Origin of the sequence: Pseudomonas putida (assembly GCF_022627325.1) — a bacterium.
Lineage (GTDB): Bacteria > Pseudomonadota > Gammaproteobacteria > Pseudomonadales > Pseudomonadaceae > Aquipseudomonas > Aquipseudomonas putida_X.
Genome location: NZ_JAETZZ010000006.1, coordinates 241,640 through 263,218, shown reverse-complemented (window position 1 = coordinate 263,218; position 21,579 = coordinate 241,640). Strand labels below are relative to the sequence as shown.

General features: G+C 62.6%; 21 protein-coding genes. 16 read left to right on the top strand and 5 right to left on the bottom strand.

Annotation, left to right across the window (positions count from 1 at the left end):
- Positions 1-35: 35 nt before the first annotated feature.
- The 7 genes from JNA92_RS12200 to pdeM all read left to right on the top strand — a co-directional run bounded on the left by JNA92_RS12200 (position 36) and on the right by pdeM (position 10,095).
- Entirely contained in the window at positions 36-2,477 is a 2,442-nt protein-coding gene (locus tag JNA92_RS12200; protein ID WP_241804892.1) for a penicillin acylase family protein, read from the top strand.
- A 106-nt stretch (positions 2,478-2,583) separates the two neighbouring features.
- Entirely contained in the window at positions 2,584-2,922 is a 339-nt protein-coding gene (locus JNA92_RS12195) for a hypothetical protein (protein ID WP_241804891.1), read from the top strand.
- 107 nt (positions 2,923-3,029) lie between these two features.
- The gene (locus JNA92_RS12190) at positions 3,030-4,046 is read left to right on the top strand and encodes a ligase-associated DNA damage response exonuclease (RefSeq protein WP_241804890.1); all 1,017 of its coding nucleotides are present in this window, start codon (positions 3,030-3,032) and stop codon (positions 4,044-4,046) included.
- Entirely contained in the window at positions 4,043-5,704 is a 1,662-nt protein-coding gene (locus tag JNA92_RS12185; RefSeq protein WP_241804889.1) for an ATP-dependent DNA ligase, read from the top strand. The genes JNA92_RS12190 and JNA92_RS12185 overlap by 4 nt, the downstream gene beginning before the upstream one ends.
- A 97-nt stretch (positions 5,705-5,801) precedes the next feature.
- The gene (locus JNA92_RS12180; RefSeq protein WP_241804888.1) at positions 5,802-6,917 is read left to right on the top strand and encodes a succinylglutamate desuccinylase/aspartoacylase family protein; all 1,116 of its coding nucleotides are present in this window, start codon (positions 5,802-5,804) and stop codon (positions 6,915-6,917) included.
- A 68-nt stretch (positions 6,918-6,985) separates the two neighbouring features.
- The gene (locus tag JNA92_RS12175; RefSeq protein ID WP_241804887.1) at positions 6,986-9,439 is read left to right on the top strand and encodes a ligase-associated DNA damage response DEXH box helicase; all 2,454 of its coding nucleotides are present in this window, start codon (positions 6,986-6,988) and stop codon (positions 9,437-9,439) included.
- On the top strand, positions 9,436-10,095 hold the full coding sequence (gene pdeM, locus JNA92_RS12170) for a ligase-associated DNA damage response endonuclease PdeM (protein WP_241804886.1): 660 nt from the start codon (positions 9,436-9,438) through the stop codon (positions 10,093-10,095). Before JNA92_RS12175 ends, pdeM begins: the two co-directional genes overlap by 4 nt.
- 13 nt (positions 10,096-10,108) lie before the next feature.
- On the opposite strand, the gene JNA92_RS12165 is transcribed toward pdeM, so the two are convergent.
- The gene (locus JNA92_RS12165) at positions 10,109-10,336 is read right to left on the bottom strand and encodes a hypothetical protein (RefSeq protein ID WP_012313047.1); all 228 of its coding nucleotides are present in this window, start codon (positions 10,334-10,336) and stop codon (positions 10,109-10,111) included.
- Between the two features lie 98 nt (positions 10,337-10,434).
- Complete coding sequence (gene dcd / locus JNA92_RS12160) at positions 10,435-11,001, bottom strand: dCTP deaminase (RefSeq protein ID WP_145187793.1); 567 nt, start codon at positions 10,999-11,001, stop codon at positions 10,435-10,437.
- Positions 11,002-11,329: 328 nt separating this feature from the next.
- Between dcd and JNA92_RS12155 the strand changes: the two genes are divergently transcribed.
- On the top strand, positions 11,330-11,539 hold the full coding sequence (locus tag JNA92_RS12155) for a cold-shock protein (protein WP_016488765.1): 210 nt from the start codon (positions 11,330-11,332) through the stop codon (positions 11,537-11,539).
- Between the two features lie 156 nt (positions 11,540-11,695).
- On the opposite strand, the gene apbC is transcribed toward JNA92_RS12155, so the two are convergent.
- Positions 11,696-12,790: an iron-sulfur cluster carrier protein ApbC gene (apbC, locus tag JNA92_RS12150; protein WP_241804885.1), complete on the bottom strand. Its 1,095-nt coding sequence runs from the start codon at positions 12,788-12,790 to the stop codon at positions 11,696-11,698.
- A 156-nt stretch (positions 12,791-12,946) separates the two neighbouring features.
- Here apbC and metG point away from each other — a divergent pair, with 156 nt between their 5' ends.
- The 7 genes from metG (at position 12,947) to JNA92_RS12115 (ending at position 18,654) form a co-directional block, all read left to right on the top strand.
- Positions 12,947-14,992, top strand: coding sequence for a methionine--tRNA ligase (gene metG / locus JNA92_RS12145; protein ID WP_241804884.1), 2,046 nt, complete (start codon positions 12,947-12,949; stop codon positions 14,990-14,992).
- A 93-nt stretch (positions 14,993-15,085) separates the two neighbouring features.
- Complete coding sequence (locus JNA92_RS12140) at positions 15,086-15,634, top strand: Rnf-Nqr domain containing protein (protein WP_241804883.1); 549 nt, start codon at positions 15,086-15,088, stop codon at positions 15,632-15,634.
- Positions 15,631-16,614, top strand: a complete 984-nt coding sequence (locus JNA92_RS12135) for an RnfABCDGE type electron transport complex subunit D (protein ID WP_241804882.1) — start codon at positions 15,631-15,633, stop codon at positions 16,612-16,614. Before JNA92_RS12140 ends, JNA92_RS12135 begins: the two co-directional genes overlap by 4 nt.
- Positions 16,611-17,213 carry an RnfABCDGE type electron transport complex subunit G gene (locus tag JNA92_RS12130; RefSeq protein ID WP_241804881.1) on the top strand — a complete coding sequence of 201 codons (603 nt, stop codon included), beginning with the start codon at positions 16,611-16,613 and terminating at the stop codon, positions 17,211-17,213. Before JNA92_RS12135 ends, JNA92_RS12130 begins: the two co-directional genes overlap by 4 nt.
- Complete coding sequence (locus JNA92_RS12125) at positions 17,206-17,730, top strand: Rnf-Nqr domain containing protein (RefSeq protein ID WP_241804880.1); 525 nt, start codon at positions 17,206-17,208, stop codon at positions 17,728-17,730. Before JNA92_RS12130 ends, JNA92_RS12125 begins: the two co-directional genes overlap by 8 nt.
- A 4-nt stretch (positions 17,731-17,734) precedes the next feature.
- Positions 17,735-18,373, top strand: coding sequence for an endonuclease III (gene nth, locus JNA92_RS12120; RefSeq protein ID WP_241804879.1), 639 nt, complete (start codon positions 17,735-17,737; stop codon positions 18,371-18,373).
- A 104-nt stretch (positions 18,374-18,477) separates the two neighbouring features.
- On the top strand, positions 18,478-18,654 hold the full coding sequence (locus JNA92_RS12115; protein ID WP_241804878.1) for a PA3496 family putative envelope integrity protein: 177 nt from the start codon (positions 18,478-18,480) through the stop codon (positions 18,652-18,654).
- Between the two features lie 46 nt (positions 18,655-18,700).
- Here the strand turns inward: JNA92_RS12115 and JNA92_RS12110 are convergent, their stop codons facing one another.
- On the bottom strand, positions 18,701-19,327 hold the full coding sequence (locus tag JNA92_RS12110; protein WP_241804877.1) for a response regulator transcription factor: 627 nt from the start codon (positions 19,325-19,327) through the stop codon (positions 18,701-18,703).
- A 355-nt stretch (positions 19,328-19,682) separates the two neighbouring features.
- Here JNA92_RS12110 and JNA92_RS12105 point away from each other — a divergent pair, with 355 nt between their 5' ends.
- Positions 19,683-20,189: a hypothetical protein gene (locus tag JNA92_RS12105; protein ID WP_241804876.1), complete on the top strand. Its 507-nt coding sequence runs from the start codon at positions 19,683-19,685 to the stop codon at positions 20,187-20,189.
- 164 nt (positions 20,190-20,353) lie between these two features.
- On the opposite strand, the gene JNA92_RS12100 is transcribed toward JNA92_RS12105, so the two are convergent.
- Complete coding sequence (locus JNA92_RS12100) at positions 20,354-21,571, bottom strand: argininosuccinate synthase (RefSeq protein ID WP_241804875.1); 1,218 nt, start codon at positions 21,569-21,571, stop codon at positions 20,354-20,356.
- Between the last annotated feature and the right edge of the window lie 8 nt (positions 21,572-21,579).

The window sequence follows — 21,579 nt, the reverse complement described above, 5'->3', positions numbered from 1 at the left end:
TTCGACCCCCGCCACGCCTTGCAGGAGCCCTTGTCATGGCCGCCCCCGTCCTTCCTCCCTTCCGCCCTCGGTTCGCCGCCACTGCCACGCTGCTCGGCATGCTCGCGCTTGCCGGTTGCCAGTTGGGCGGCTATCAGGACAGTGTGCCACCGACCACCGGCGTGCAGCCGCTCAAAGGCCTGGCGCAGAATGTTTCGGTACGCCGTAACGCCATGGGCGCACCGCTGATCGAAAGCAGCAGCTTCCATGACGCCCTGTTCAGCCTCGGCTATGTGCACGCCGGCGACCGTATCGAGCAAATGCTCGCCATGCGCCTGCTGGCCCAGGGCCGCCTGGCGGAACTGGCCGGAAGCGAGGCGCTGGACATCGACCGCCTGATGCGCGCTGCCAACCTCAAGCACAACGCCGCCGAGCTGTACGCCGATGCTTCGCCCCGGCTCAAGCGCTTCTTCGAAGTCTACGCCCGCGGGGTCAATGCCTATCTGTTCCGCTACCGTGACAAATTACCGGCCAACCTCGCCAGCAGCGGCTACCGCCCCGAATACTGGAAGCCCGAGGATTCGGCGCTGGTCTTCAGCCTGTATGCCTTCAGCCAGTCAGTGAACCTGCAAGAAGAACTCAGTGCCCTGACCCTGGCGCAGAAGGTCGGCAGCGATAAGCTGCCCTGGCTGCTGCCTGGCGCGCCGGACGAACCCCTGGCTGACGCTGAAGTGGAAAAGCTGAAGGGGCTGAACCTGAGCAGCCAACTACCGGGCCTGGCTGCGCTCGCAGCCGCCAGCCAGAAGCTCGCTGACCTCAACCTGCTGGGCAGCCCGGGGTCGGCCAACCTGGCCTTGGGCCCGCAACGCAGCCGCAGCGGCAAAAGCCTGTTGGCAAGCGACAGCCGCGCCGCCTGGGCCCTGAGCCCGGTGCAGATCCACACCGGCAAGTACCAGGTTGCAGGCCTGTCGCTGCCGGGCCTGCCCATCGTCCTGGCCGGCTACAACGGCAAGCTGGCCTGGAGCAGCAGCGCGGTAATGGCCGACAACCAGGACCTGTACCTGGAGCGGTTGCGCCATCAGGGCACCCAGGTCAGCTACTTGGCCGACGGCAAGTGGCTGCCCGCACGCGCACGCAGCGAAACCTTCTTCATCCGCGGCCAACGCCCGCTGCGCGAAGTGATGTACGACACCCGTCATGGCACCCTGCTCGCCCAGCCCGGCAGCCCCAGCCTAGGTCTGGCCCTGAACTTGCCGCAGCCCAAGGGTGATCGCAGCCTGGATGCGTTGTTCGACCTGACCCGAGCGCAAACCGTGGAACGCGCGTTCGACAGCACCCGCGAGGTCGCGGCGGTGGCGCTCAACTTCGTGTTCGCCGAACCTGAGCATATTGGCTGGCAGGTCAGCGGCCGCTACCCGAACCGCCGTGAGGGCCAGGGCCTGCTGCCATCCCCGGGCTGGGAGGGTCGCTACGACTGGGACGGTTACGCCGACCCGATGCTGCACCCCTACGACCAGGACCCACCGAGCGGCTGGATCGCCCATGCCAACCAGCGCAGCTTGCCGCGCGGCTACGGCATGCAGTTGTCCAACACCTGGTATTACCCCGAACGCGCCGAGCGCCTTGGCGAGCTGGCCGGCAATGGCCGTCACGACAGCCGTAGCCTGATGGCCCTGCAGAACGACCAGCAGACGCTGCTGGCCGACAAGCTCAAGCAGATGTTCGACGCCCCAGGCATGGCCCAACCGCTCAAGCAAGCGATCGACGCCCTGCCTGCCGCCCAGCGCGACAAGGCCCGCGACGCGCTGGCCCGCCTCAAAGCGTTCGATGGTCGCCTGAGCCCGGTCTCAGCGGATGCCGCGCTGTATGAACTGTTCCTCCAGGAAGTGGCGCGCCAGACCTTCCTCGACGACCTCGGTCCGCCATCCAGCACTGCCTGGCAGGCGTTCGTCAGCAATGCGCGCCTGTCCTACTCGGCCCAGGCCGACCACCTGCTTGGCCGCGAAGACAGCCCGTTCTGGGATGATCGCAGCACGGCGCAAAAAGAAGACAAACCGGCCATTCTGGCCCGCAGCCTGGCCGCTGCCGTGGATGCCGGCAATGCCCAACTGGGTGCCGACCGCCGCGCCTGGCAATGGGGCAAATTGCACCAATACCGTTGGCCTGCCCCTGCGTACCACGGCCTGGGCGATGCGCTGAGCCGTTCGCCCCAGGCGGCCGGCGGTGACTTCAGCACCGTGGCCCTGACGCCCTATGCGTGGGGCAGCGATTTCGACACGCACCTGCCGGCCTCGGCGCGCATGATCGTCGACTTCGGCCAGGCAGAACCCCTACAGGTACTGACCAGTACTGGGCAATCCGGTAACCCGGCCAGCGCCCACTACAGCGACGGGCTCGATGCCTGGTTCAAGGGCCGGTTCATGAGCCTGCCACTCCAGCCGCAGCATTTTGCCCGGGCCTATGGCAACCAGCGGCTGACCCTGGTACCGGGAAGATAGGTCCGGTTTCCATCTGCATCCCTGACGCCTGGGTACTTAGCATCCCTTCTTGCCGCGCTCGTTCAGATAGCGAATGCGGTCAACCCATCAAAGAAGGATGTTCAGCATGAGCAAAGAAACCCTGACGATCGAAGTGTCCTGGCCTGCATCGCTGGCCGTGCCGGAGGGCAGCACCATTGATCTTCAGCTGTGGGCCGGCAACGAGCAAGCAGGCTACAGCATGATCGACGGCGAGTTCTCGACGCCAGCGACCACGTCGCCAGCCACCCTTGAAATCTCTTATGACAGCCAAGACCTGCAGAGCCAGGACGGCACCACCACTTGGGAATACTTCCATACCTCCCCAAGGCTGGTGCAGGGTGGCTTCATCAAGAACATTGCCCACGCCGAAAAAATCAGCGTGGCGCAGACCAAAGGCGCGGCCTGGAAAATGGCGCTGCGCTGAATAGCCCCACAGCCAGCCCTGCGCTGCAGGGTTGGCTACCAACACCACGCGAACTTCCACGCCACGCTGATGCTCTGAGCCTGTAAGCCCTCTTGCCAGGCATCGCCATGGACCTCGTCATCGCCCGCCCCGAAGGCCTGTACTGCCCGCCCGGTGATTTCTACATCGACCCTTGGCGGCCGGTGGAGCGCGCCATCATCACCCACGGCCATGGCGATCATGCCCGTCGTGGCAATACACATTACCTGACCGCCGCCCCTGGGGCCGGCATCCTGCGCAGCCGCCTGGGCCAGGATATCGACCTGCAGGCCCTGCCCTACGGCGAGCGTATCCGCCACCACGGCGTCACCCTGAGCTTGCACCCGGCCGGGCACGTGCTGGGCTCGGCACAGGTACGCCTGGAACACGACGGCGAAGTCTGGGTTGCCTCCGGGGACTACAAAGTCGAGCCGGATGCTACCTGTGCGCCGTTCGAGCCAGTGCGCTGCCACACCTTCATCACCGAGTCGACCTTCGGCCTGCCCATCTACCGCTGGCCCAGCCAGGCAGAGGTATTTGCGGGGGTGAATGAATGGTGGCGGGCCAATCGCGACCAAGGCAAGGCCAGCGTGTTGTTCTGCTATGCCTTCGGCAAGGCCCAGCGAATACTGCATGGCCTGGATCCGAGCATCGGGCCGATCCTGGTACATGGCGCAGTAGAGCCATTGAACCAGGTATACCGAGAGGGCGGTGTACACCTGCCACAAACCCTCTATGCCGGCGATGTTCCCCGTAATGACCCGCTCATGCGCCAGGCCATCGTCTTGGCGCCCCCTTCTGCCGCCGGCAGCAGCTGGATGCGTCGCTTCGGTGATTACAGCGACGCCTTCGCCAGTGGCTGGATGCTGCTGCGCGGCACGCGACGCCGGCGCGGCGTAGACCGCGGTTTCGTACTTTCCGACCATGCAGACTGGCCTGGGCTGCTATGGGCCATCGAACAGACAGGGGCCGAGCGCGTCATGGTCACCCATGGTTCGGTCAACGTGCTGGTGCGCTACCTCAGTGAGCGGGGCCTGGACGCGCGAGCGTTCGTTACCGAGTACGGTGAAGAGGATGACACGCCAGCAACGGAAGCCGAGGCATGAAGGCCTTTGCCCAGCTGTACCTGCGCCTGGATGCCACGACCTCCAGCAATGCCAAGCTGCAAGCATTGCGCGAGTACTTTGCCGCAGCGCCCGCCGAGGATGCCGCCTGGGCTGTGTATTTTCTTTCCGGTGGCCGGCCACGGCAGTTGGTCCCCACCCGGGTGCTGCGCGAACTGGCAACGGCATTGGCCGGGCTGCCGGGCTGGTTATTCGAAGAAAGCTACCAGGCCGTGGGCGACCTGGCGGAGACCATCTCTTTGTTGCTGCCTGAAAACCAGCAAGGGAGCGACAGCGGGCTGGCCTACTGGGTCGAAGCCCATCTGCTGCCATTGCGTGGGCTGCCCGCCGAAGAGGTCCAACAGCGCCTACCGCCACTGTGGGCACAGTTGGATCGCCCCAGCCTGATGCTGTGCCTGAAGCTGATCACCGGCAGCTTTCGCGTGGGCGTATCCAAGCTGCTGGTCACCCGGGCACTGGCGCAACTGGCCGGGCTGGATGCCAAACGCATAGCGCAGCGCCTGGTCGGCTATACCGACATCAGTCATCGCCCCACAGCCAACAGTTACCACACGCTGGTCGCTGCTGAATCGGCCGATGAACATAGCCAACGGGGTGGCCAACCTTACCCGTTCTTCCTGGCCCATGCCCTGCAGGCCCCGATCGAACAGTTCGACGCCCTGCTCGGCCCGCCCAGCGCCTGGCAGATAGAATGGAAGTGGGATGGCATCCGCGCCCAAGTGGTCAAGCGCGACGGCCATGTCTGGGTGTGGTCACGCGGCGAAGAGCTGGTCACCGAGCGCTTCCCGGAGCTGCACAGCCTGGCGCAGAACCTTCCCGACGGCGTTGTGCTCGACGGTGAGATCCTGGTCTGGAAGCCTGACGCCAGCGGCGACCAGGCACTGGCCGTGCAACCGTTTGCACTGCTGCAGCAGCGCATTGGCCGCAAGACGCTGGGCAAGAAGCTGCTCGCCGATGCTCCGGTGGTACTGCAAGCCTACGATTTGCTGGAGTGGCAAGGCGAGGACTGGCGAAACCGCCCCCAACATGAGCGCCGCCAGCAATTGCAGCGTCTGGTCGACGCCTACCCCTTGGCCCCGGTACTGCTTTCGCCTCTGCTCGAAGGGGCGGACTGGCATGCGCTTGCCATCCAGCGCGAACGATCGCGCAGCCTGGGCGTCGAGGGCCTGATGCTCAAGCAGCGCGATGCGCTGTACGGGGTGGGCCGGACCAAGGATATGGGGGTGTGGTGGAAGTGGAAGATCGACCCGCTCAGCGTGGATGCCGTGCTGATCTATGCCCAGCGCGGCCACGGCCGACGCGCCAGCCTTTACAGTGACTACACCTTCGCGGTGTGGAACGCACCACCCGGCGACCCTGAGCGTGCCCTGGTACCTTTTGCCAAGGCCTATTCGGGCCTGAGCGATGAAGAAATGCGCAAGGTCGATGCAATCATTCGCAAGACCACGGTGGAGACCTTCGGGCCGGTGCGCAGCGTCAAGCCAACGCTGGTGTTCGAACTGGGGTTCGAAGGCATCGCCCTGTCTAAACGGCACAAGAGCGGGATAGCCGTGCGTTTTCCGCGCATGCTGCGCTGGCGCCTGGATAAACCTGTGGAGGAGGCCGATGACCTGGCGACCCTGCAAGCGCTGCTGGCCTGAAGAAGCCAACACGGTGAAGCATACTGGCTAAAATTATGCTTCTATCTTTGTGCCGACCCGTGTCGCAGACCGTTTTCGCCACGCAGCCAGGACCACCATGCACCATTCGACACACGACCTGCTCTCGCCCGTACCGGGCATCATTCGCCAACTCCACAGCTTCCACTTCGGCCCGCGCGGTGGCGCCAAGGTGTACATACAGGCCTCGCTGCATGCCGATGAGTTACCCGGCATGCTGGTGGCCTGGCACCTCAAGCGTCGCCTGGCCGAACTGGAGCAGCAAGGGCGCCTGCGCCGCGAAATCGTCCTGGTGCCGGTGGCCAACCCGGTAGGCCTGGAGCAAGTGATGCTGGACGCACCACTGGGTCGTTTCGAATTACAGAGCGGCGAGAACTTCAACCGCAACTTCGTCGACCTTTCCGACGCCATCGGCGACCAGGTGGAGGGCCACCTGACCCAGGATGCCGACCACAACCGTACCTTGATCCGCGAATACCTGCGCCGTGGCCTGGACGCACACCCGGCCCACACACCGCTGCAGTCCCAGCGCCTGACCCTGCAGCGGTTGGCCTGCGATGCCGACCTGATTCTGGACCTGCACTGCGACTTCGAGGCGGTAGAGCACCTCTACACCACCCCGGAAGCCTGGCCTCAAGTAGAGCCGCTGGCCCGCTACCTGGGTGCCCAGGCCAGCTTGCTGGCCACCGATTCCGGCGGGCAGTCGTTCGACGAATGCTTCAGCCTGGTCTGGTGGCAGTTGCAGCAACGCTTCGGCAAGCGCTTCCCGATCCCATTGGGTAGCGTGTCGGTAACGGTCGAGTTGCGTGGCCAGGCCGATGTCAGCCATGACCTGGCCAGCCATGACTGCCAGGCGATCCTCGATTACCTGATTCACGCCGAAGTCATCGAAAGCCCTGCAGCGCCCTTGCCCCCCCTGCCCCGAGCCGCGACGCCCCTGGCCGCCGTAGAGCCGATATCGGCTCCGCTCGGTGGGCTGCTGGTGTACCACGCCCGCCCCGGTCAGTACCTTGAGGCAGGGCAACTGGTCGCGGAGGTCATCGACCCGCTCAGCGACCGGGTGACGGCCGTGCGCAACCGCCAGCCTGGCCTGCTGTATGCCCGCAGCGTTCGGCGCATGGCCACGACGGGCATGGTCATCGCCCATGTCGCCGGTGAACAGGTGTGTCGCAGCGGTTACCTGCTGGCCAACTGACCCGGTAAAACCAAACCACCGGGCCGATGGTCAGTAGAAGCACAACCTTCGAAGGACCCGACGGCCCGATGCCAAGCCCTCCTGACATTGCCAATGCCTGGTTTCGCATGCGCAGCTGGACGCCCTTCGCCTTCCAGCGGCAAACCTGGGCGGCGGTCGAGCGTGGCGAGTCGGGGCTGCTGCATGCCAGTACCGGCGCCGGCAAGACCTACGCCCTGTGGCTGGCCGCACTGCGCGCCTTCGCCAAGCAGGGCGCAGGGCGGCAGCCGGCGCCATTGCAGGTCTTGTGGATTACCCCCATGCGCGCGCTGGCGGCCGATACCGCACGCGCCTTGCAAGCGCCGCTGGACGACCTTGGCCTGAACTGGAGTGTCGGCGTGCGCAGCGGCGACACCGGCAGCGCCGAGCGCGCCCGCCAGGCCCGGCGCCTGCCGAGTACATTGATCACCACCCCCGAGAGCCTGACCCTGCTATTGACGCGGGCCAAAGCCTGCGATGATTTCGCCAACCTGCGCATGGTCGTGGTGGATGAATGGCACGAACTGCTCGGCAACAAACGCGGCGTACAGCTGCAATTGGCCCTCGCCCGCTTGCGTCGCTGGCAACCGCAACTGGTGACCTGGGGGCTGTCTGCCACCTTGGGCAACCTGCCGCATGCACTCGAGGTGCTGGTGCCCAACGGCGGCCGGCTGATAAAGGGCCGCCAGGACAAGCGCCTGGTAGTCGACACACTCCTGCCCGAGGCCATCGAACGCTTTCCCTGGGCAGGGCACATGGGGCTGAAGATGCTCGCTCAGGTCGCCCGGGAGCTCGACACCAGCGCCAGCAGCCTGGTATTCACCAACACCCGTGCCCAAGCTGAGCTCTGGTACCAGGCCCTGCTTGACGCCCGTCCTGACTGGGCTGGGCAAATTGCCCTGCACCACGCCTCGCTGGCCCGCGCAACCCGCGACTGGGTGGAACTGAGCCTCAAGCAGGGCACGCTCAAGGCCGTGATCTGCACCTCCAGCCTGGACCTGGGTGTGGACTTCTTGCCCGTGGAACGGGTGTTGCAAATTGGCTCGGCCAAAGGCGTCGCCCGCCTGATGCAACGGGCTGGGCGCTCCGGGCACGCGCCGGGGCGCCAGTCACGGGTCACCCTGGTGCCGACGCACAGCCTGGAGCTGGTCGAGGCCGCAGCCGCACGCAGTGCAATTGCGGCAGGCCATATCGAGGCCCGTCGCTCCCCGCGGCTGTGCATGGATGTGCTGGTTCAGCACCTGGTCAGCATGGCGTTGGGCTGTGGCTTTCGCCCCGCCGAGCTACTCACCGAAGTACGCAGCACCTGGGCTTTCGGCGATTTACGCGACAGCCAGTGGCAGTGGGCATTGGATTTTGTCTGTCACGGCGGCAGTTCGCTCGGCGCCTACCCCGATTACCAGCGCGTCGAGGCCCACAGCGATGGTATCTGGCGGGTCGTCAGTGAGCGCCTGGCGCGGCGACACCGCATGGGCATCGGCACCATCGTCAGCGACGCCAGCCTGCAGCTCAAGTATTGGAGCAAAGGCGGCGGTGGCAAGCATCTGGGAAGTGTCGAGGAAGCCTTTATCGCCCGCCTGCGCCCGGGCGATACCCTGGTGTTCGCCGGGCGGATACTCGAGCTTGTCAGGGTGGAAAACATGACCGCCTATGTACGCCGCAGCACTGCCCGCAAAGCCGCCGTAGCGCGCTGGAATGGCGGGCGCATGCCGCTGTCCAGCGAGCTGGCCGATGCCCTGGTGGAAAAACTCGACGCCGCAGCCCACGGCCATTTCGACGACCCTGAAATGCGCACCGTGCAGCCCTTGCTCGCACTCCAAGGGCAATGGTCGGCCTTGCCCACCACGCAAACGCTGCTGGCCGAAACCCTTGCCACACGCCAAGGCTGGCACCTGTTCGTCTACCCGTTCGCCGGCCGCATGGCCAACCTTGGCCTGGCCAACCTGATTGCCTGGCGGGTCAGCCGCAACCAGCCGCTTTCGGTATCCATTGCCGTCAGCGACTACGGCTTCGAATTGCTTAGCCCAGCCCCTGTGGACTGGGCGAGCCACCTGCCCGCAGCGCTGTCCACCGAGCACCTGCTGGACGATGTGCTGGCCAGCCTGAACGCCAGTGAAATGGCCTTGCGGCGCTTTCGCGAAATCGCCCAGATCTCCGGGCTGGTGTTCGGCGGGTACCCTGGCGCGCAGAAAAGCACCCGGCAGATCCAGGCTTCCAGCGGGCTGTTCTACGAGGTATTTCGCAAACATGACGCCGATAACCTGCTGCTTGGCCAGGCGCGCGATGAGGTACTGCGTGAAGAACTGGAGATCGAACGCTTGCAAGATCAATTGGCGAAAATGAGCAAGCTGCGCCTGGATGTGCGTGAGCTTCGACGGCCCGGGCCCTTGGCTTTCACGCTAATGGTCGAAGGTATGCGTGAGACCCTGAGCACAGAAAAGCTGGCCGATCGCATTGCGCGCATGGTGGCGGACCTCGAAAAAGCCGCAGGCACGAAAGCATGAGCAAGCACCTGACCATCGAGCATTGCGGGCAAACGCTGTGGCTGATGCCAGACCGCGCGCTCTATTGGCCGGCACGCCGCGCATTGCTGGTCGCGGACGTGCATATCGGCAAAGCCGCCAGCTACCGCGCGCTGCATCAACCCGTGCCGCGCGGCACCACCGAAACCACACTCAAGCGCCTGAACGCGCTGCTGGCAGCCTGTGACTGCGAGCAGTTGATCATTCTTGGCGACTTTCTGCATGCCCGAACTGCCCAGGCGCCTGCCACCATGGCGCAGCTGAAGGCTTGGCGAGAACAGCACAGTGGTTTGCGCATCGTGCTGGTACGCGGTAACCACGACCGCCATGCCGGTGATCCTCCAGCCGACCTGAATATCGAGGTAGCAGAAGAACCTTGGCTGCTGGCACCGTTTGCGCTTCAGCACGAACCGGTCGCCCACCCCGAACACCCCGTGCTGTGCGGCCATGTGCACCCGGTATTCGTCCTGCGCGGCCGCGCTCGCCAGCGGCTCAGGCTGCCCTGCTTCCTGATGGACCAGCAGGTCAGCCTGTTACCGGCGTTCGGCGAGTTCACCGGGGGATGGAATGTCGAACCCAGGCAAGAGAGCCGTATCTATCTTGCGGGCACAGACCAGGTCTGGGCCCTGCAAGGGTGATGTCATCGAGGGTTCATGCCACCGGCGCAGGCGGAGGTTCGTCGGGCAGGGTAGGCTCACCCGGCTCCATGGGCGGCGTGTCGCCAGGTTGAGCCGGTTGCGGGGTATCCGGGTCGGGCTGACCTGGTACTCCGCCCAGATGCATGGGAGCCGGGTGGGCCAGCAGGGACCACGCCAGCAAGCCGATCTGGTTGGGCTGCAGGACAGCCAGCTTCGCACTGATTGCGGGATCGAGTTTCATGGGCAACTCCTGACAAGGGCCGCCACGCTTCATGCATGGCGGCACTGTTCACTAGCTTGGAGTGCCCGAGCGAAAACTAATTCCCCGCGCTCGTCGGCTCAGGTGCGTGGCAGGGTGACGCCGCGCTGGCCCTGGTACTTGCCACCACGGTCTTTGTACGACACTTCGCATTCTTCGTCGGATTCAAGGAAGAGCATCTGCGCCACGCCTTCGTTGGCGTAGATCTTGGCCGGCAAGGTGGTGGTGTTGGAGAACTCCAGCGTCACGTGGCCTTCCCACTCTGGCTCGAGCGGGGTGACGTTGACGATGATGCCGCAGCGGGCATAGGTGCTCTTGCCCAGACAGATGGTCAGGACATTGCGCGGAATGCGGAAGTATTCGACGGTGCGGGCCAGGGCAAAGGAGTTCGGCGGGATGATGCAGACATCGCTCTTGATGTCGACGAAGCTGCCGGCGTCGAAGTTTTTCGGGTCGACGGTGGCCGAGTTGATGTTGGTGAACACCTTGAATTCATCGGCGCAGCGCACGTCGTAACCGTAGCTGGAGACGCCGAACGAGATCACCCGGCTGTCGTGCTCGCCGCGCACCTGGCGCTCGACGAACGGCTCGATCATGCCGTGTTCCTGCGCCATGCGGCGAATCCACTTGTCCGATTTGATGCTCATGGCGGGGTGTCCTGAGAGTTGCGAGGTGAAAAAACGAGAAGCGCATATTACCGGTCCCGGCGCTCAGGTTAAAGTTCCATACCGTATCCCGCGCCAGACGGGGCTTGCGGCCGCCGCCGATCCGAATTTCATCAAAGGCTGTTTTGGAGATTGGCAGGTCGTGGAAAGTGGGTTAAGGTGACGCCACTGTGCTGCACGTGACACCGAGAATCTCTAGTTTGATGCACGATCCTGATCGCACCATCGCTGAATTTTCTGCTCTCTTTGCACTCAGTCCCGGCCAGGGTTTTTCCTGACCGTTATCTACTTTGTCCAAGGAGACAGAAAAATGTCCAACCGTCAATCCGGTACCGTTAAGTGGTTCAACGATGAGAAAGGCTACGGCTTCATCACCCCTCAGTCGGGCGACGATCTGTTCGTACACTTCAAAGCCATCCAAGCTGACGGCTTCAAAACCCTGAAAGAAGGCCAGGCTGTTACTTTCGTCGCTACCCGCGGCCAGAAAGGCATGCAGGCTGAAGAAGTTCAAATCGCCTAAGTCGATTTAGCTTCCTAGCTTTCAAAAGAACCCGCCATCAGGCGGGTTTTTTTATGCCTTGGAAAAGGCGCTGCAGGCCATCGTGACCGTAGGTCAGTGCCGCCAAAGGGCTGCAAGGCAGCCCTGCCAAAACGGCGGCAGCACTGTACCGGGGTATCAATCTTCGCTGATGGTAATGCTCGGCATCGCGGGCGCAGCCGCTTCCTGCAATACGATCCGCGCCCCAACCTGGCGCGCCAGTTCCTGGTAAACCATGGCGATCTGGCTTTGTGGCTCGGCAATCGCAGTCGGCTTGCCGCTGTCGGCCTGCTCACGGATCAGCATCGACAAGGGCAGTGAAGCCAACAGTTCCACCCCATACTGCGCCGCCAGCTTCTCGCCGCCACCTTCACCGAACAGGTGCTCGGCATGGCCGCAATTGGAGCAGATGTGCACCGCCATGTTCTCGACCACGCCCAGCACCGGGATGTTGACCTTGCGGAACATCTCCACGCCTTTCTTCGCATCCAGCAGTGCCAGGTCCTGCGGCGTGGTAACGATCACCGAGCCTGCCACTGGAACCTTCTGCGCCAGCGTCAGCTGGATATCGCCGGTACCCGGCGGCATGTCGATCACCAGGTAATCGAGGTCATCCCAGGCAGTCTGGGTCACCAGTTGCAGCAGCGCACCAGAAACCATCGGGCCACGCCATACCATGGGTGTGTTGTCATCGGTGAGGAACGCCATCGACATGACTTCAACCCCATGCGCCTTGATCGGCACGAACCACTTCTGCTCGCGAATCTGCGGCCGCGTGCCTTCGGCGATACCGAACATCACGCCCTGGCTGGGGCCGTAGATATCGGCGTCGAGGATGCCGACTCGTGCCCCTTCGCGGGCCAGGGCCAAAGCCAGGTTGGCGGCGGTGGTCGACTTGCCGACACCGCCCTTGCCCGAGGCCACGGCGATGATGTTCTTGACGTTGGCCATGGCCGGCACCTGGGCCTGAGCCTTGTGCGCGGCGACCACGCAGTCGATCGTTACCTGGGCGGAGCTGACACCGTCAAGGTTCTCGATCGCGGTCTGCAGCACCTGCGCCCAGCCATTTTTGAACAAACCGGCGGCATACCCCAGCTGCAGTTGCACAGCGACCTGCCCGCCCTGGATGTCGATGGCACGCACACAGCCGGCGCTGACCGGGTCCTGGTTCAGATAAGGGTCGGTGTACTGACGAAGCACGCCTTCGACGGCGGCACGGGTGACGGCACTCATGGAGGCTCCCATTGGCATACGATTAGTCGAACAGGCGCCTATCCTAACCCGTCAATCGTCAGCCGTTGCGCCCATGGGGTGAAATATATTCGCCAGCCCTTTATAGTGGCCGATCACCTTCAATTTACCCCGAGCCAGATAAGTAGCCGAGCCACCATGTCCGAGCCACGTCAGATTCTCGTCACCAGCGCCCTGCCCTATGCCAATGGGTCCATCCACCTTGGCCATATGCTCGAGTACATCCAGACGGATATGTGGGTTCGCTTCCAGAAATTGCGCGGCAACCAGTGCATCTATGTCTGTGCCGATGACGCCCACGGTTCGGCCATCATGCTGCGCGCCGAAAAGGAAGGCATCACGCCAGAGCAACTGATTGCCAACGTCCAGGCCGAGCACAGCACCGACTTTGCCGACTTCCTGGTGGATTTCGACAATTTCCACTCCACCCACAGCGAAGAAAACCGCGAACTGTCGAGCCTGATCTACTCGCGCCTGCGCGACGCCGGTCACATTGCCACCCGTTCGGTCACCCAGTACTTCGACCCTGAAAAGGGCATGTTCCTGGCCGACCGCTTCATCAAGGGCACCTGCCCCAAGTGCGCGGCCGAGGATCAGTACGGCGACAACTGTGAAAAATGCGGCGCCACGTACGCCCCGACCGAGCTGAAAAACCCCAAGTCGGCCATCTCCGGGGCCACCCCGGTACTGCGCGACTCGCAGCATTTCTTCTTCAAGCTGCCGGACTTCCAGGCCATGCTGCAGCAATGGACCCGCAGCGGCACCCTGCAGGATGCGGTGGCCAACAAGCTCGCCGAATGGCTGGATGCCGGCCTGCAGGAATGGGATATCTCGCGTGATGCGCCGTACTTCGGCTTCGAGATCCCCGGCGAGCCGGGCAAATACTTCTATGTCTGGCTGGATGCGCCGATCGGCTACATGGCCAGCTTCAAGAACCTCTGCGCGCGCCGCCCGGAGCTGGATTTCGATGCGTTCTGGAACAAGGACTCCAAGGCCGAGCTGTACCACTTCATCGGCAAGGACATCGTCAACTTCCACGCCCTGTTCTGGCCTGCCATGCTCGAAGGCGCAGGCCTGCGCAAGCCGACAGCGGTCAACGTGCACGGCTACCTGACCGTCAACGGCGCGAAGATGTCGAAATCGCGCGGCACCTTCATCAAGGCCCGCACCTACCTGGATCACCTGCAGCCCGAATACCTGCGCTACTACTACGCCGCCAAGCTTGGGCGCGGCGTCGATGACCTGGACCTCAACCTTGAGGACTTCGTGCAGAAGGTCAACTCCGACCTGGTCGGCAAAGTGGTCAACATCGCCAGCCGCTGCGCAGGCTTCATCCACAAAGGCAACGACGGCGTGATGGTTGCCGGCGACGCCGCCCCGGAGCTGACCGAGGCCTTCCTGGCTGCTGCCCCGAGCATCGCCGACGCGTATGAAGCCCGCGACTTTGGCCGTGCCATGCGCGAAATCATGGCCCTGGCCGACCGCGCCAATGCATGGATCGCCGACAAAGCGCCCTGGTCGCTGGCCAAGCAGGAAGGCAAGCAGGACGAAGTGCAGGCGATCTGTGCCCAGGGCATCAACCTGTTCCGTCAGCTGGTGATCTTCCTCAAGCCGGTATTGCCGGTGCTGGCCGCCGACGCCGAGGCGTTCCTGAATGTCGCGCCGCTGGCCTGGGACGACCACCTGTCGCGCCTGGAAAACCACACGCTCAACCCGTTCAAACCCCTGATGAGCCGCATAGAACCTGCCAAGGTCGAAGCCATGATTGCCGCCAGCAAGGAAGACCTGCTGGCAGCCGAAGCCCAAGCCCAGGCGCCGGCCGGCAATGGCGAACTGGCCAAGGACCCGCTGTCGGCAGAGATCGAATTCGATACCTTCGCTGCCGTCGACCTGCGCGTGGCGCTGATCGTCAAGGCCGAAGCGGTGCCAGGTGCCGACAAGCTGCTGCAACTGACCCTGGACATCGGTGACGAACGCCGCAACGTGTTCTCGGGCATCAAGTCGGCTTACCCTGACCCATCCCTGCTCGAAGGCCGGCTGACCATGATGGTTGCCAACCTCAAACCACGGAAAATGCGCTTTGGCGTCTCCGAGGGCATGGTCATGGCAGCGGGCCCTGGCGGTGAAGAAATCTACCTGCTCAGCCCTGACAGTGGCGCAAAACCAGGCCAGCGTATCAAGTAATCTGCCCCAAGCCCCGGCCTCACCGCCGGGGCTTTTTCATCCCCCTTGCGCTTCGCCGGACAGCGCAGGTGATTCACGGCTATCGTCATTTGAATGAACGACTATGTCCTGATGCTGATCAGTGCCGCACTGGTCAGCCACTTGTTTTTGCGACGACAGCCTGCCTCCCGGCTGCGGGTCCATGTATGCGGCCTGGCCTGCGCGCTGTCGATCATGTTGGCAGTCACCGGCGGCCAATTGCTCGAACACCTGATCGTGGCGCCCTGGCAACTGCAGCACCTGCGTCTGTTCCTGCTGCTGCCCTGGCAGGCACTACTGGCGTGGGGCATCCCCCAGACGCTTGCCAGGCTGCGGCCGCAATGGCCCACACAGGGCCTCGCGTGGCCGCTATTGGGGAATGCCGTGGTGCTGGGCATGGCACTGCAGGTAATAGGTGAACAGCGTGAATGGCAAGCCACGCTGAGCTGGGCTGTTCTGGCCGGGCTCGGCTTCTGGCTGGCCCTGGCGTTGTTTGACGACCTCAATCAGCGCAGCGAACACGCACAGGTGCCAGAGGCACTGCGCGGGCTACCCATCGCGCTGCTTGGCGCAGGTGTGATGGGCATGGCGCTCTCTGGCCTCAACGGGATGTTCACGCAATGAGCCCGACCCTGGCATCCCCTGACCCTCGCCTGCGCCATGCCATGGGCCTGGTCTTGTTGGCCTGCCTGCCAGGCCTGCTGGCTTCGCTCTGGCTACTGGGCTGGGGCCTGCTCTGGAGCCTGGCGCTGTGTGCAATCACCGCTATTTGCTGCGAGGCGGTAGCGCTTGCGTTGCGCAACCAGCCGGTCACATCGGCGTTGAGTGACGGCAGCGCCCTGGTCACTGCAGTGCTGCTCGCCCTCGCCCTGCCCACCGGGGCGCCGTGGTGGTTGCCGGTGGTTGCAGCGGGGATGGCCATAGGCCTGGGCAAGCAAGCGTTCGGCGGGGCCGGCCATAACGTGTTCAACCCGGCGATGATTGGGTACGCCTTCGTGGTGCTGAGCTTTCCACTGCAGATGAACCACTGGCCAGCGCAAGCACCAGGCTTCAGCGCCAGCCTGCAGCTGGTCTTCGCGCACGGCGAGCAGATCGACGCGTGGGCCGGCCCCACGGCACTCGACGGCCTCAGGCACAACCGCAGCCTGACCATCGATGAGCTGTTTGCCAGCCACCCAGGCTTCGGCAACGTTGGCGGCCATGGCATCGAATGGGTCAATCTGGCGTTCTTGTTGGGTGGGCTGTTTCTGTTGCAGCGCAAGGTATTCAGTTGGCATGCGCCAGTGGGTTTGCTGGCCGGGTTGTCTCTATTCAGCCTGCTGGCCTGGAATGGCTCCGGCTCGGACTCGAACGGCTCACCGCTGCTGCACCTGCTCAGCGGTTCGACCATGCTGGCAGCGTTTTTCATTGCCACGGAACCTGTTTCCGGCCCGAAGACCGAGCTCGCCCGACTGCTGTTCGGGATGGGCGCCGGGGCACTGATCTACCTGATCAGGACGTGGGGTAGTTACCCCGATGGTACCGCGTTCGCCATCCTGCTGATGAACCTTGCGGTACCCTCCCTGGACCGCCTGGCCTCAAGGTATCGGCAGGTGAGGCCATGAGGCGACCCGTGCGCAGTGTATTGATACTGCTGGTAGTGGCCGGCCTGGCACTGGCGAGCACGCTGGCCTGGCAACGCTGGACCCGCGCGCCCATCGCCGAGGCCGAGAAACAATTTTACGCACGCAGGTTCCTCTCGGTGCTGGCACCGCAGAGCTATGACAACCAGCCACTGAGCAACGCGGTGTCACTCCCGGCAGACCAACCGCCGCATAGCCGCATAATGGCCGCCTACCGCGCCGAACGCGGCACGACCCCCGTGGCCGTCGTACTGATTAGCCAGGTCCAGGGTTACGCCGCCCCCATTCGGTTGACCATTGCCATAAGCGCGCAAGGCCGACTGATAGGCACGCAAGTCATCGAACAGCAGGAAAGCCCTGGGCTGGGAGGACGCATCAACGATCCCCAGGTGAACTGGCTGGGGCAGTTCGCCAACCGTCGCCTGGAGGATCGTTGGGCAATCAAGCGTGACCAGGGTGATTTCGACCAACTGGCCGGCGCAACGGTCACTTCGCGTGCGGTGATCCAGGCACAGCAGGATGCCCTGCGCTACTTCGACCAACATCGCGCACGTCTACTCGGAGCGCTCAACCATGACTAGGTACTGGCTGCTGGTAGCCGGCCTTGCGCCTGTCCTCGGCGCTACACGTACGCTCCCTCAAGCCGCCGTCATCGGCGCCAGCATGCTGGTGCTTACGGTGCTGCACCAGGCCGTGCTGGCCGTTGTGCGCCCCAGGCTCGAAGGTCGCCTGTACACACTGGCAAGCCTGCTACTGCTAGCGGCCCTCGCCAGCTGCCTGCAGATGGCATTGCGGGCCTGGGCGTTACCGCTTGCGCTGGCGACGGGTTACTTCCCGGCGCTGATTTGCCTGCAGTGCCTGGTTACGGACCACCTGTTGGTAGAGAAGGACCGGTGGCGTCAACTTTGCCTGCAGATGGTCGGCCTGATGGGCTTTTGCCTGTTGCTCGGCGTTATCCGCCAATGGCTGACCGAGGGGCTGGGCATTGCGTCGGCCAGCCTGGCGCCCGGCGCACTGATACTGCTCGGTGTGCTGCTGGCCTTGTACAATCGTCTACGCCCGGGCCCCGCCCTCTCACGTCGTCAAGGAAAGCGTTGACCCCATGAATGCCGCAAAACGCCTGGAGATCTTTCGCAGGCTGCACGAAGACAATCCCGACCCCAAGACAGAGCTGGCTTACACCACGCCTTTCGAACTACTCGTGGCCGTGACACTGTCGGCACAGTCCACCGATGTCGGGGTCAACAAGGCCACCGCCCGCCTGTTCCCGGTCGCCAATACGCCCCACGCCATCTACGCACTCGGGGTCGACGGCCTGAGCGAGTACATCAAGACCATCGGGCTGTATAACAGCAAGGCCAGGAATGTGATCGAAGCCTGTCGCTTGCTGATCGAACGGCATGGGGGCGAAGTTCCGCAAAACCGGGAGGCGCTGGAGGCGCTACCCGGTGTTGGCCGCAAGACCGCCAATGTGGTGCTCAATACCGCCTTCCGCCAGCCCACCATGGCGGTCGACACGCATATTTTCAGGGTCAGCAACCGCACCGGTATCGCACCGGGCAAGACCGTACTGGACGTCGAGAAAAAACTGCTCAAGTTCGTGCCCAAGGATTACCTGCTCGATGCCCATCACTGGCTCATCTTGCATGGGCGCTACGTGTGCCAGGCGCGCAAGCCACGCTGCGGCAGTTGCCGGATCGAGGACCTGTGCGAGTTCAAGCAGAAGACGTCTGACGATTGATTCAATAGCGAATTCATGCACGTCCCGATTGAAAAAATCTTTTTTACCAAACTTCGCTTTCTCGCTATAAGGACGGCCAATGGCCCCTTGGCTTGGAGCGACTCATGAGTAACGATAAAGACGAACTGTCGATCGAAGAAGACTTTGCCACCGCTGAAGACGACGCCGAACCTCTGGTTGAAACCGCAAAGACCAACCTGAGCAAGCGGCGTACTATCGACAACCTTCTGGAAGAGCGGCGCCTGCAACGGCAACTCGCCGATTTCGACTACGACCTGTAACCACAGGCGAGAAAGCCTCCTTCAAGGAGGCTGCCTGTACCCAGGGTCACGTCAGGCCATGGCGCCGGGCCAATTCGATCAAGTCCACCAGCGAGTGAGCATTGAGCTTGAGCAGCAGACGGGTCTTGTAGGTACTGACCGTCTTGTTGCTGAGGAACATGCTGTCGGCTATCTCCTTGTTGGACCTGCCCCGCGCCAGTTGCTGCAGCACCATCATCTCCCGCGCCGACAGGCGATCGACCATCTCCGTCTCGCTGCCCCCCCCAACCCGGCCGCGCGACTTGTGCAATGCCTGATTGGGAAAATAGCTGTAACCAGACAGCACAGCCTTGATCGCACTGAGCAGTTCGGTGAGTTCCTGTTGCTTGCACACGTAGCCTGAAGCCCCGGCCTGCATACAACGCATCGAGAAGTGCCCGGGGGCCTGCGAGGTAAGCACCAGCACCCGGCTGCCCGGGCTTGCCGAAGCCATGCGGGCAATGACTTCCAGCCCATCGAGCTTGGGAATGCCGATATCCAGTACCACGATATCGGGCAGGTACTCCCGGGTTAGCTGCAAAGCTGCCACGCCGTTGTCGGTTTCCGCGACCACATCGTATCCATGCCGCTCCATCAGCATTCGCACTGCCAAGCGTATGACAGGATGATCATCCACGATAAGGACTTTATTCATGCGATATCCATTCATTCATTATTTGCTTTGACTACACGCCACCATAACCGAGCAGCAAGCATTATGGCGCGCCTATTTCCTTCGCAAACACATGAATAGATGAACCTTACGTCGGTTTAGGAATCTTCCTACAACGCACAACTAATTATCCAATATAAATACCTGTCTAGACGCAAAAGCGCATGACCACTCTCTTAAAACAGAAATAAAGCCTGCATTACTCAACAATCAAACCAGCAGCAAAACAAAAACCGCTCCGAAATACCGGGATCCATTTCATCACCCGGAAACGGTGCATAATTTGGTTGAGCGGCTCGGTAAGGTATTGATTGAAAAAACGCAGGAGGCCACTATCATGGCTGAAAACCAACCCACCGCCCCCATGACGATCATCGCCATCTTTGCAGGCATCATCGAGGCCTCTGCACTGGCGACACTTCCGTTTCTCAGCGAAAAAAGCCAGAGCCTCTATACCTGGTTTCTAGTGGGCTTTCCGTTCTTTCTGACAGGGCTGTTTTTCCTGACGCTGAACTTCAACTATAAGTCCCTGTACAAACCAGAACGTACTTCCGGTGACGACGCAACCAGTGCGCCGCAGCCAACGACGACTGTTTTGCCTGTTATCCCGCCCTCTGCCAGTTCCGTGCAGAACGCTCGACAACCCTCACTCGAAGCGGAGCCTGTAACTGTCATGCTGTCAGGCCCTGATGCGCAAAGAATGATCGAGCAACATGTGCTGAGGACGCTTGCACAGCCTCACGTCAATTCAGGCACCTGGGTTTACTGCAACCTGGACAAGCAACAATGTTTTCGCGTGTCGGTCTGTGAGTTGCCGGACAACGCGGCACACCTGAAAAATTGATCGGTCCACGGCCTTGCACGTTAGGTAAAACCTATTCGTGCATACAAAAACCCCGGCCGAGCCAGACGCCTGGCAGTTGAGCGAGAGGGGGCTGCTTTGCAGCCCGATGACGCTAACTGACTGGCACTAGCCCGAAACCGGGGTTCATGCAACAACAATGAGGCTTAGAGCAACGCGCGGCCCTTGTTGGCAGCGATACGCATGCGCAGTGCATTGAGCTTGATGAAGCCCGCAGCATCAGCCTGGTTGTACGCGCCACCATCTTCTTCGAAGGTCGCGATGTTGGCATCGAACAGCGAGTCGTCCGACTTGCGGCCGACCACGGTGACATTACCTTTGTACAGCTTCAGGCGCACGACACCGTTCACGTTGACCTGCGACGCGTCGATCATCTGCTGAAGCATCAGACGCTCCGGGCTCCACCAGTAGCCGGTGTAGATCAGGCTGGCGTACTTGGGCATCAGCTCGTCTTTCAGGTGTGCGACTTCGCGGTCGAGGGTGATCGACTCGATGGCACGGTGAGCCTTGAGCATGATGGTGCCGCCCGGGGTCTCGTAGCAGCCGCGCGACTTCATGCCCACGTAACGGTTTTCGACGATGTCCAGACGGCCGATACCGTTGGCACCGCCAATGCGGTTCAGGTCGGCCAGGACGGTGGCCGGGGTCTTCTCGACGCCATCGATGGCGACGATGTCACCGTTGCGGTAGGTCAGTTCGAGGTAGGTCGCCTGGTCCGGCGCGTTCTCTGGCGAGACGCTCCAGCGCCACATGTCTTCTTCGTGCTCGGTCCAGGTATCTTCCAGCACACCGCCTTCGTAGGAGATATGCAGCAGGTTGGCATCCATCGAGTACGGGGACTTCTTCTTGCCGTGGCGCTCGATCGGGATGCCGTGCTTCTCGGCGTAGTCCATCAGCTTCTCGCGCGACAGCAGGTCCCACTCGCGCCATGGGGCGATGACCTTGACGCCCGGCTTGAGTGCATAGGCACCCAGCTCGAAACGCACCTGGTCGTTACCTTTGCCGGTAGCGCCGTGGGAAATGGCATCAGCGCCGGTTTCGTTGGCGATTTCGATCAGGCGCTTGGCGATCAGCGGACGGGCGATGGAAGTACCCAGCAGGTACTCGCCTTCGTAGACGGTGTTGGCGCGGAACATCGGGAAGACGAAGTCGCGCACGAATTCTTCGCGCAGGTCGTCGATATAGATCTCTTTGACGCCCATTGCCTGAGCTTTGGCGCGAGCCGGCTCGACTTCTTCGCCCTGACCCAGGTCAGCGGTGAACGTCACCACTTCGCAGTCGTAGGTATCCTGCAGCCACTTGAGAATCACCGAAGTATCAAGGCCGCCGGAATACGCCAGTACGACCTTTTTTACGTCCGCCATGCCATCAC

Excerpts from the sequence above, each read along its gene's own strand:
- JNA92_RS12200 (WP_241804892.1), top strand. The coding sequence starts at position 36 with ATGGCCGCCCCCGTCCTTCCTCCCTTCCGCCCTCGGTTCGCCGCCACT.
- JNA92_RS12195 (WP_241804891.1), top strand. The coding sequence starts at position 2,584 with ATGAGCAAAGAAACCCTGACGATCGAAGTGTCCTGGCCTGCATCGCTG.
- JNA92_RS12190 (WP_241804890.1), top strand. The coding sequence starts at position 3,030 with ATGGACCTCGTCATCGCCCGCCCCGAAGGCCTGTACTGCCCGCCCGGT.
- JNA92_RS12185 (WP_241804889.1), top strand. The coding sequence starts at position 4,043 with ATGAAGGCCTTTGCCCAGCTGTACCTGCGCCTGGATGCCACGACCTCC.
- JNA92_RS12180 (WP_241804888.1), top strand. The coding sequence starts at position 5,802 with ATGCACCATTCGACACACGACCTGCTCTCGCCCGTACCGGGCATCATT.
- JNA92_RS12175 (WP_241804887.1), top strand. The coding sequence starts at position 6,986 with ATGCCAAGCCCTCCTGACATTGCCAATGCCTGGTTTCGCATGCGCAGC.
- pdeM (WP_241804886.1), top strand. The coding sequence starts at position 9,436 with ATGAGCAAGCACCTGACCATCGAGCATTGCGGGCAAACGCTGTGGCTG.
- JNA92_RS12165 (WP_012313047.1), bottom strand. The coding sequence starts at position 10,336 with ATGAAACTCGATCCCGCAATCAGTGCGAAGCTGGCTGTCCTGCAGCCC.
- dcd (WP_145187793.1), bottom strand. The coding sequence starts at position 11,001 with ATGAGCATCAAATCGGACAAGTGGATTCGCCGCATGGCGCAGGAACAC.
- JNA92_RS12155 (WP_016488765.1), top strand. The coding sequence starts at position 11,330 with ATGTCCAACCGTCAATCCGGTACCGTTAAGTGGTTCAACGATGAGAAA.
- apbC (WP_241804885.1), bottom strand. The coding sequence starts at position 12,790 with ATGAGTGCCGTCACCCGTGCCGCCGTCGAAGGCGTGCTTCGTCAGTAC.
- metG (WP_241804884.1), top strand. The coding sequence starts at position 12,947 with ATGTCCGAGCCACGTCAGATTCTCGTCACCAGCGCCCTGCCCTATGCC.
- JNA92_RS12140 (WP_241804883.1), top strand. The coding sequence starts at position 15,086 with ATGAACGACTATGTCCTGATGCTGATCAGTGCCGCACTGGTCAGCCAC.
- JNA92_RS12135 (WP_241804882.1), top strand. The coding sequence starts at position 15,631 with ATGAGCCCGACCCTGGCATCCCCTGACCCTCGCCTGCGCCATGCCATG.
- JNA92_RS12130 (WP_241804881.1), top strand. The coding sequence starts at position 16,611 with ATGAGGCGACCCGTGCGCAGTGTATTGATACTGCTGGTAGTGGCCGGC.
- JNA92_RS12125 (WP_241804880.1), top strand. The coding sequence starts at position 17,206 with ATGACTAGGTACTGGCTGCTGGTAGCCGGCCTTGCGCCTGTCCTCGGC.
- nth (WP_241804879.1), top strand. The coding sequence starts at position 17,735 with ATGAATGCCGCAAAACGCCTGGAGATCTTTCGCAGGCTGCACGAAGAC.
- JNA92_RS12115 (WP_241804878.1), top strand. The coding sequence starts at position 18,478 with ATGAGTAACGATAAAGACGAACTGTCGATCGAAGAAGACTTTGCCACC.
- JNA92_RS12110 (WP_241804877.1), bottom strand. The coding sequence starts at position 19,327 with ATGAATAAAGTCCTTATCGTGGATGATCATCCTGTCATACGCTTGGCA.
- JNA92_RS12105 (WP_241804876.1), top strand. The coding sequence starts at position 19,683 with ATGGCTGAAAACCAACCCACCGCCCCCATGACGATCATCGCCATCTTT.
- JNA92_RS12100 (WP_241804875.1), bottom strand. The coding sequence starts at position 21,571 with ATGGCGGACGTAAAAAAGGTCGTACTGGCGTATTCCGGCGGCCTTGAT.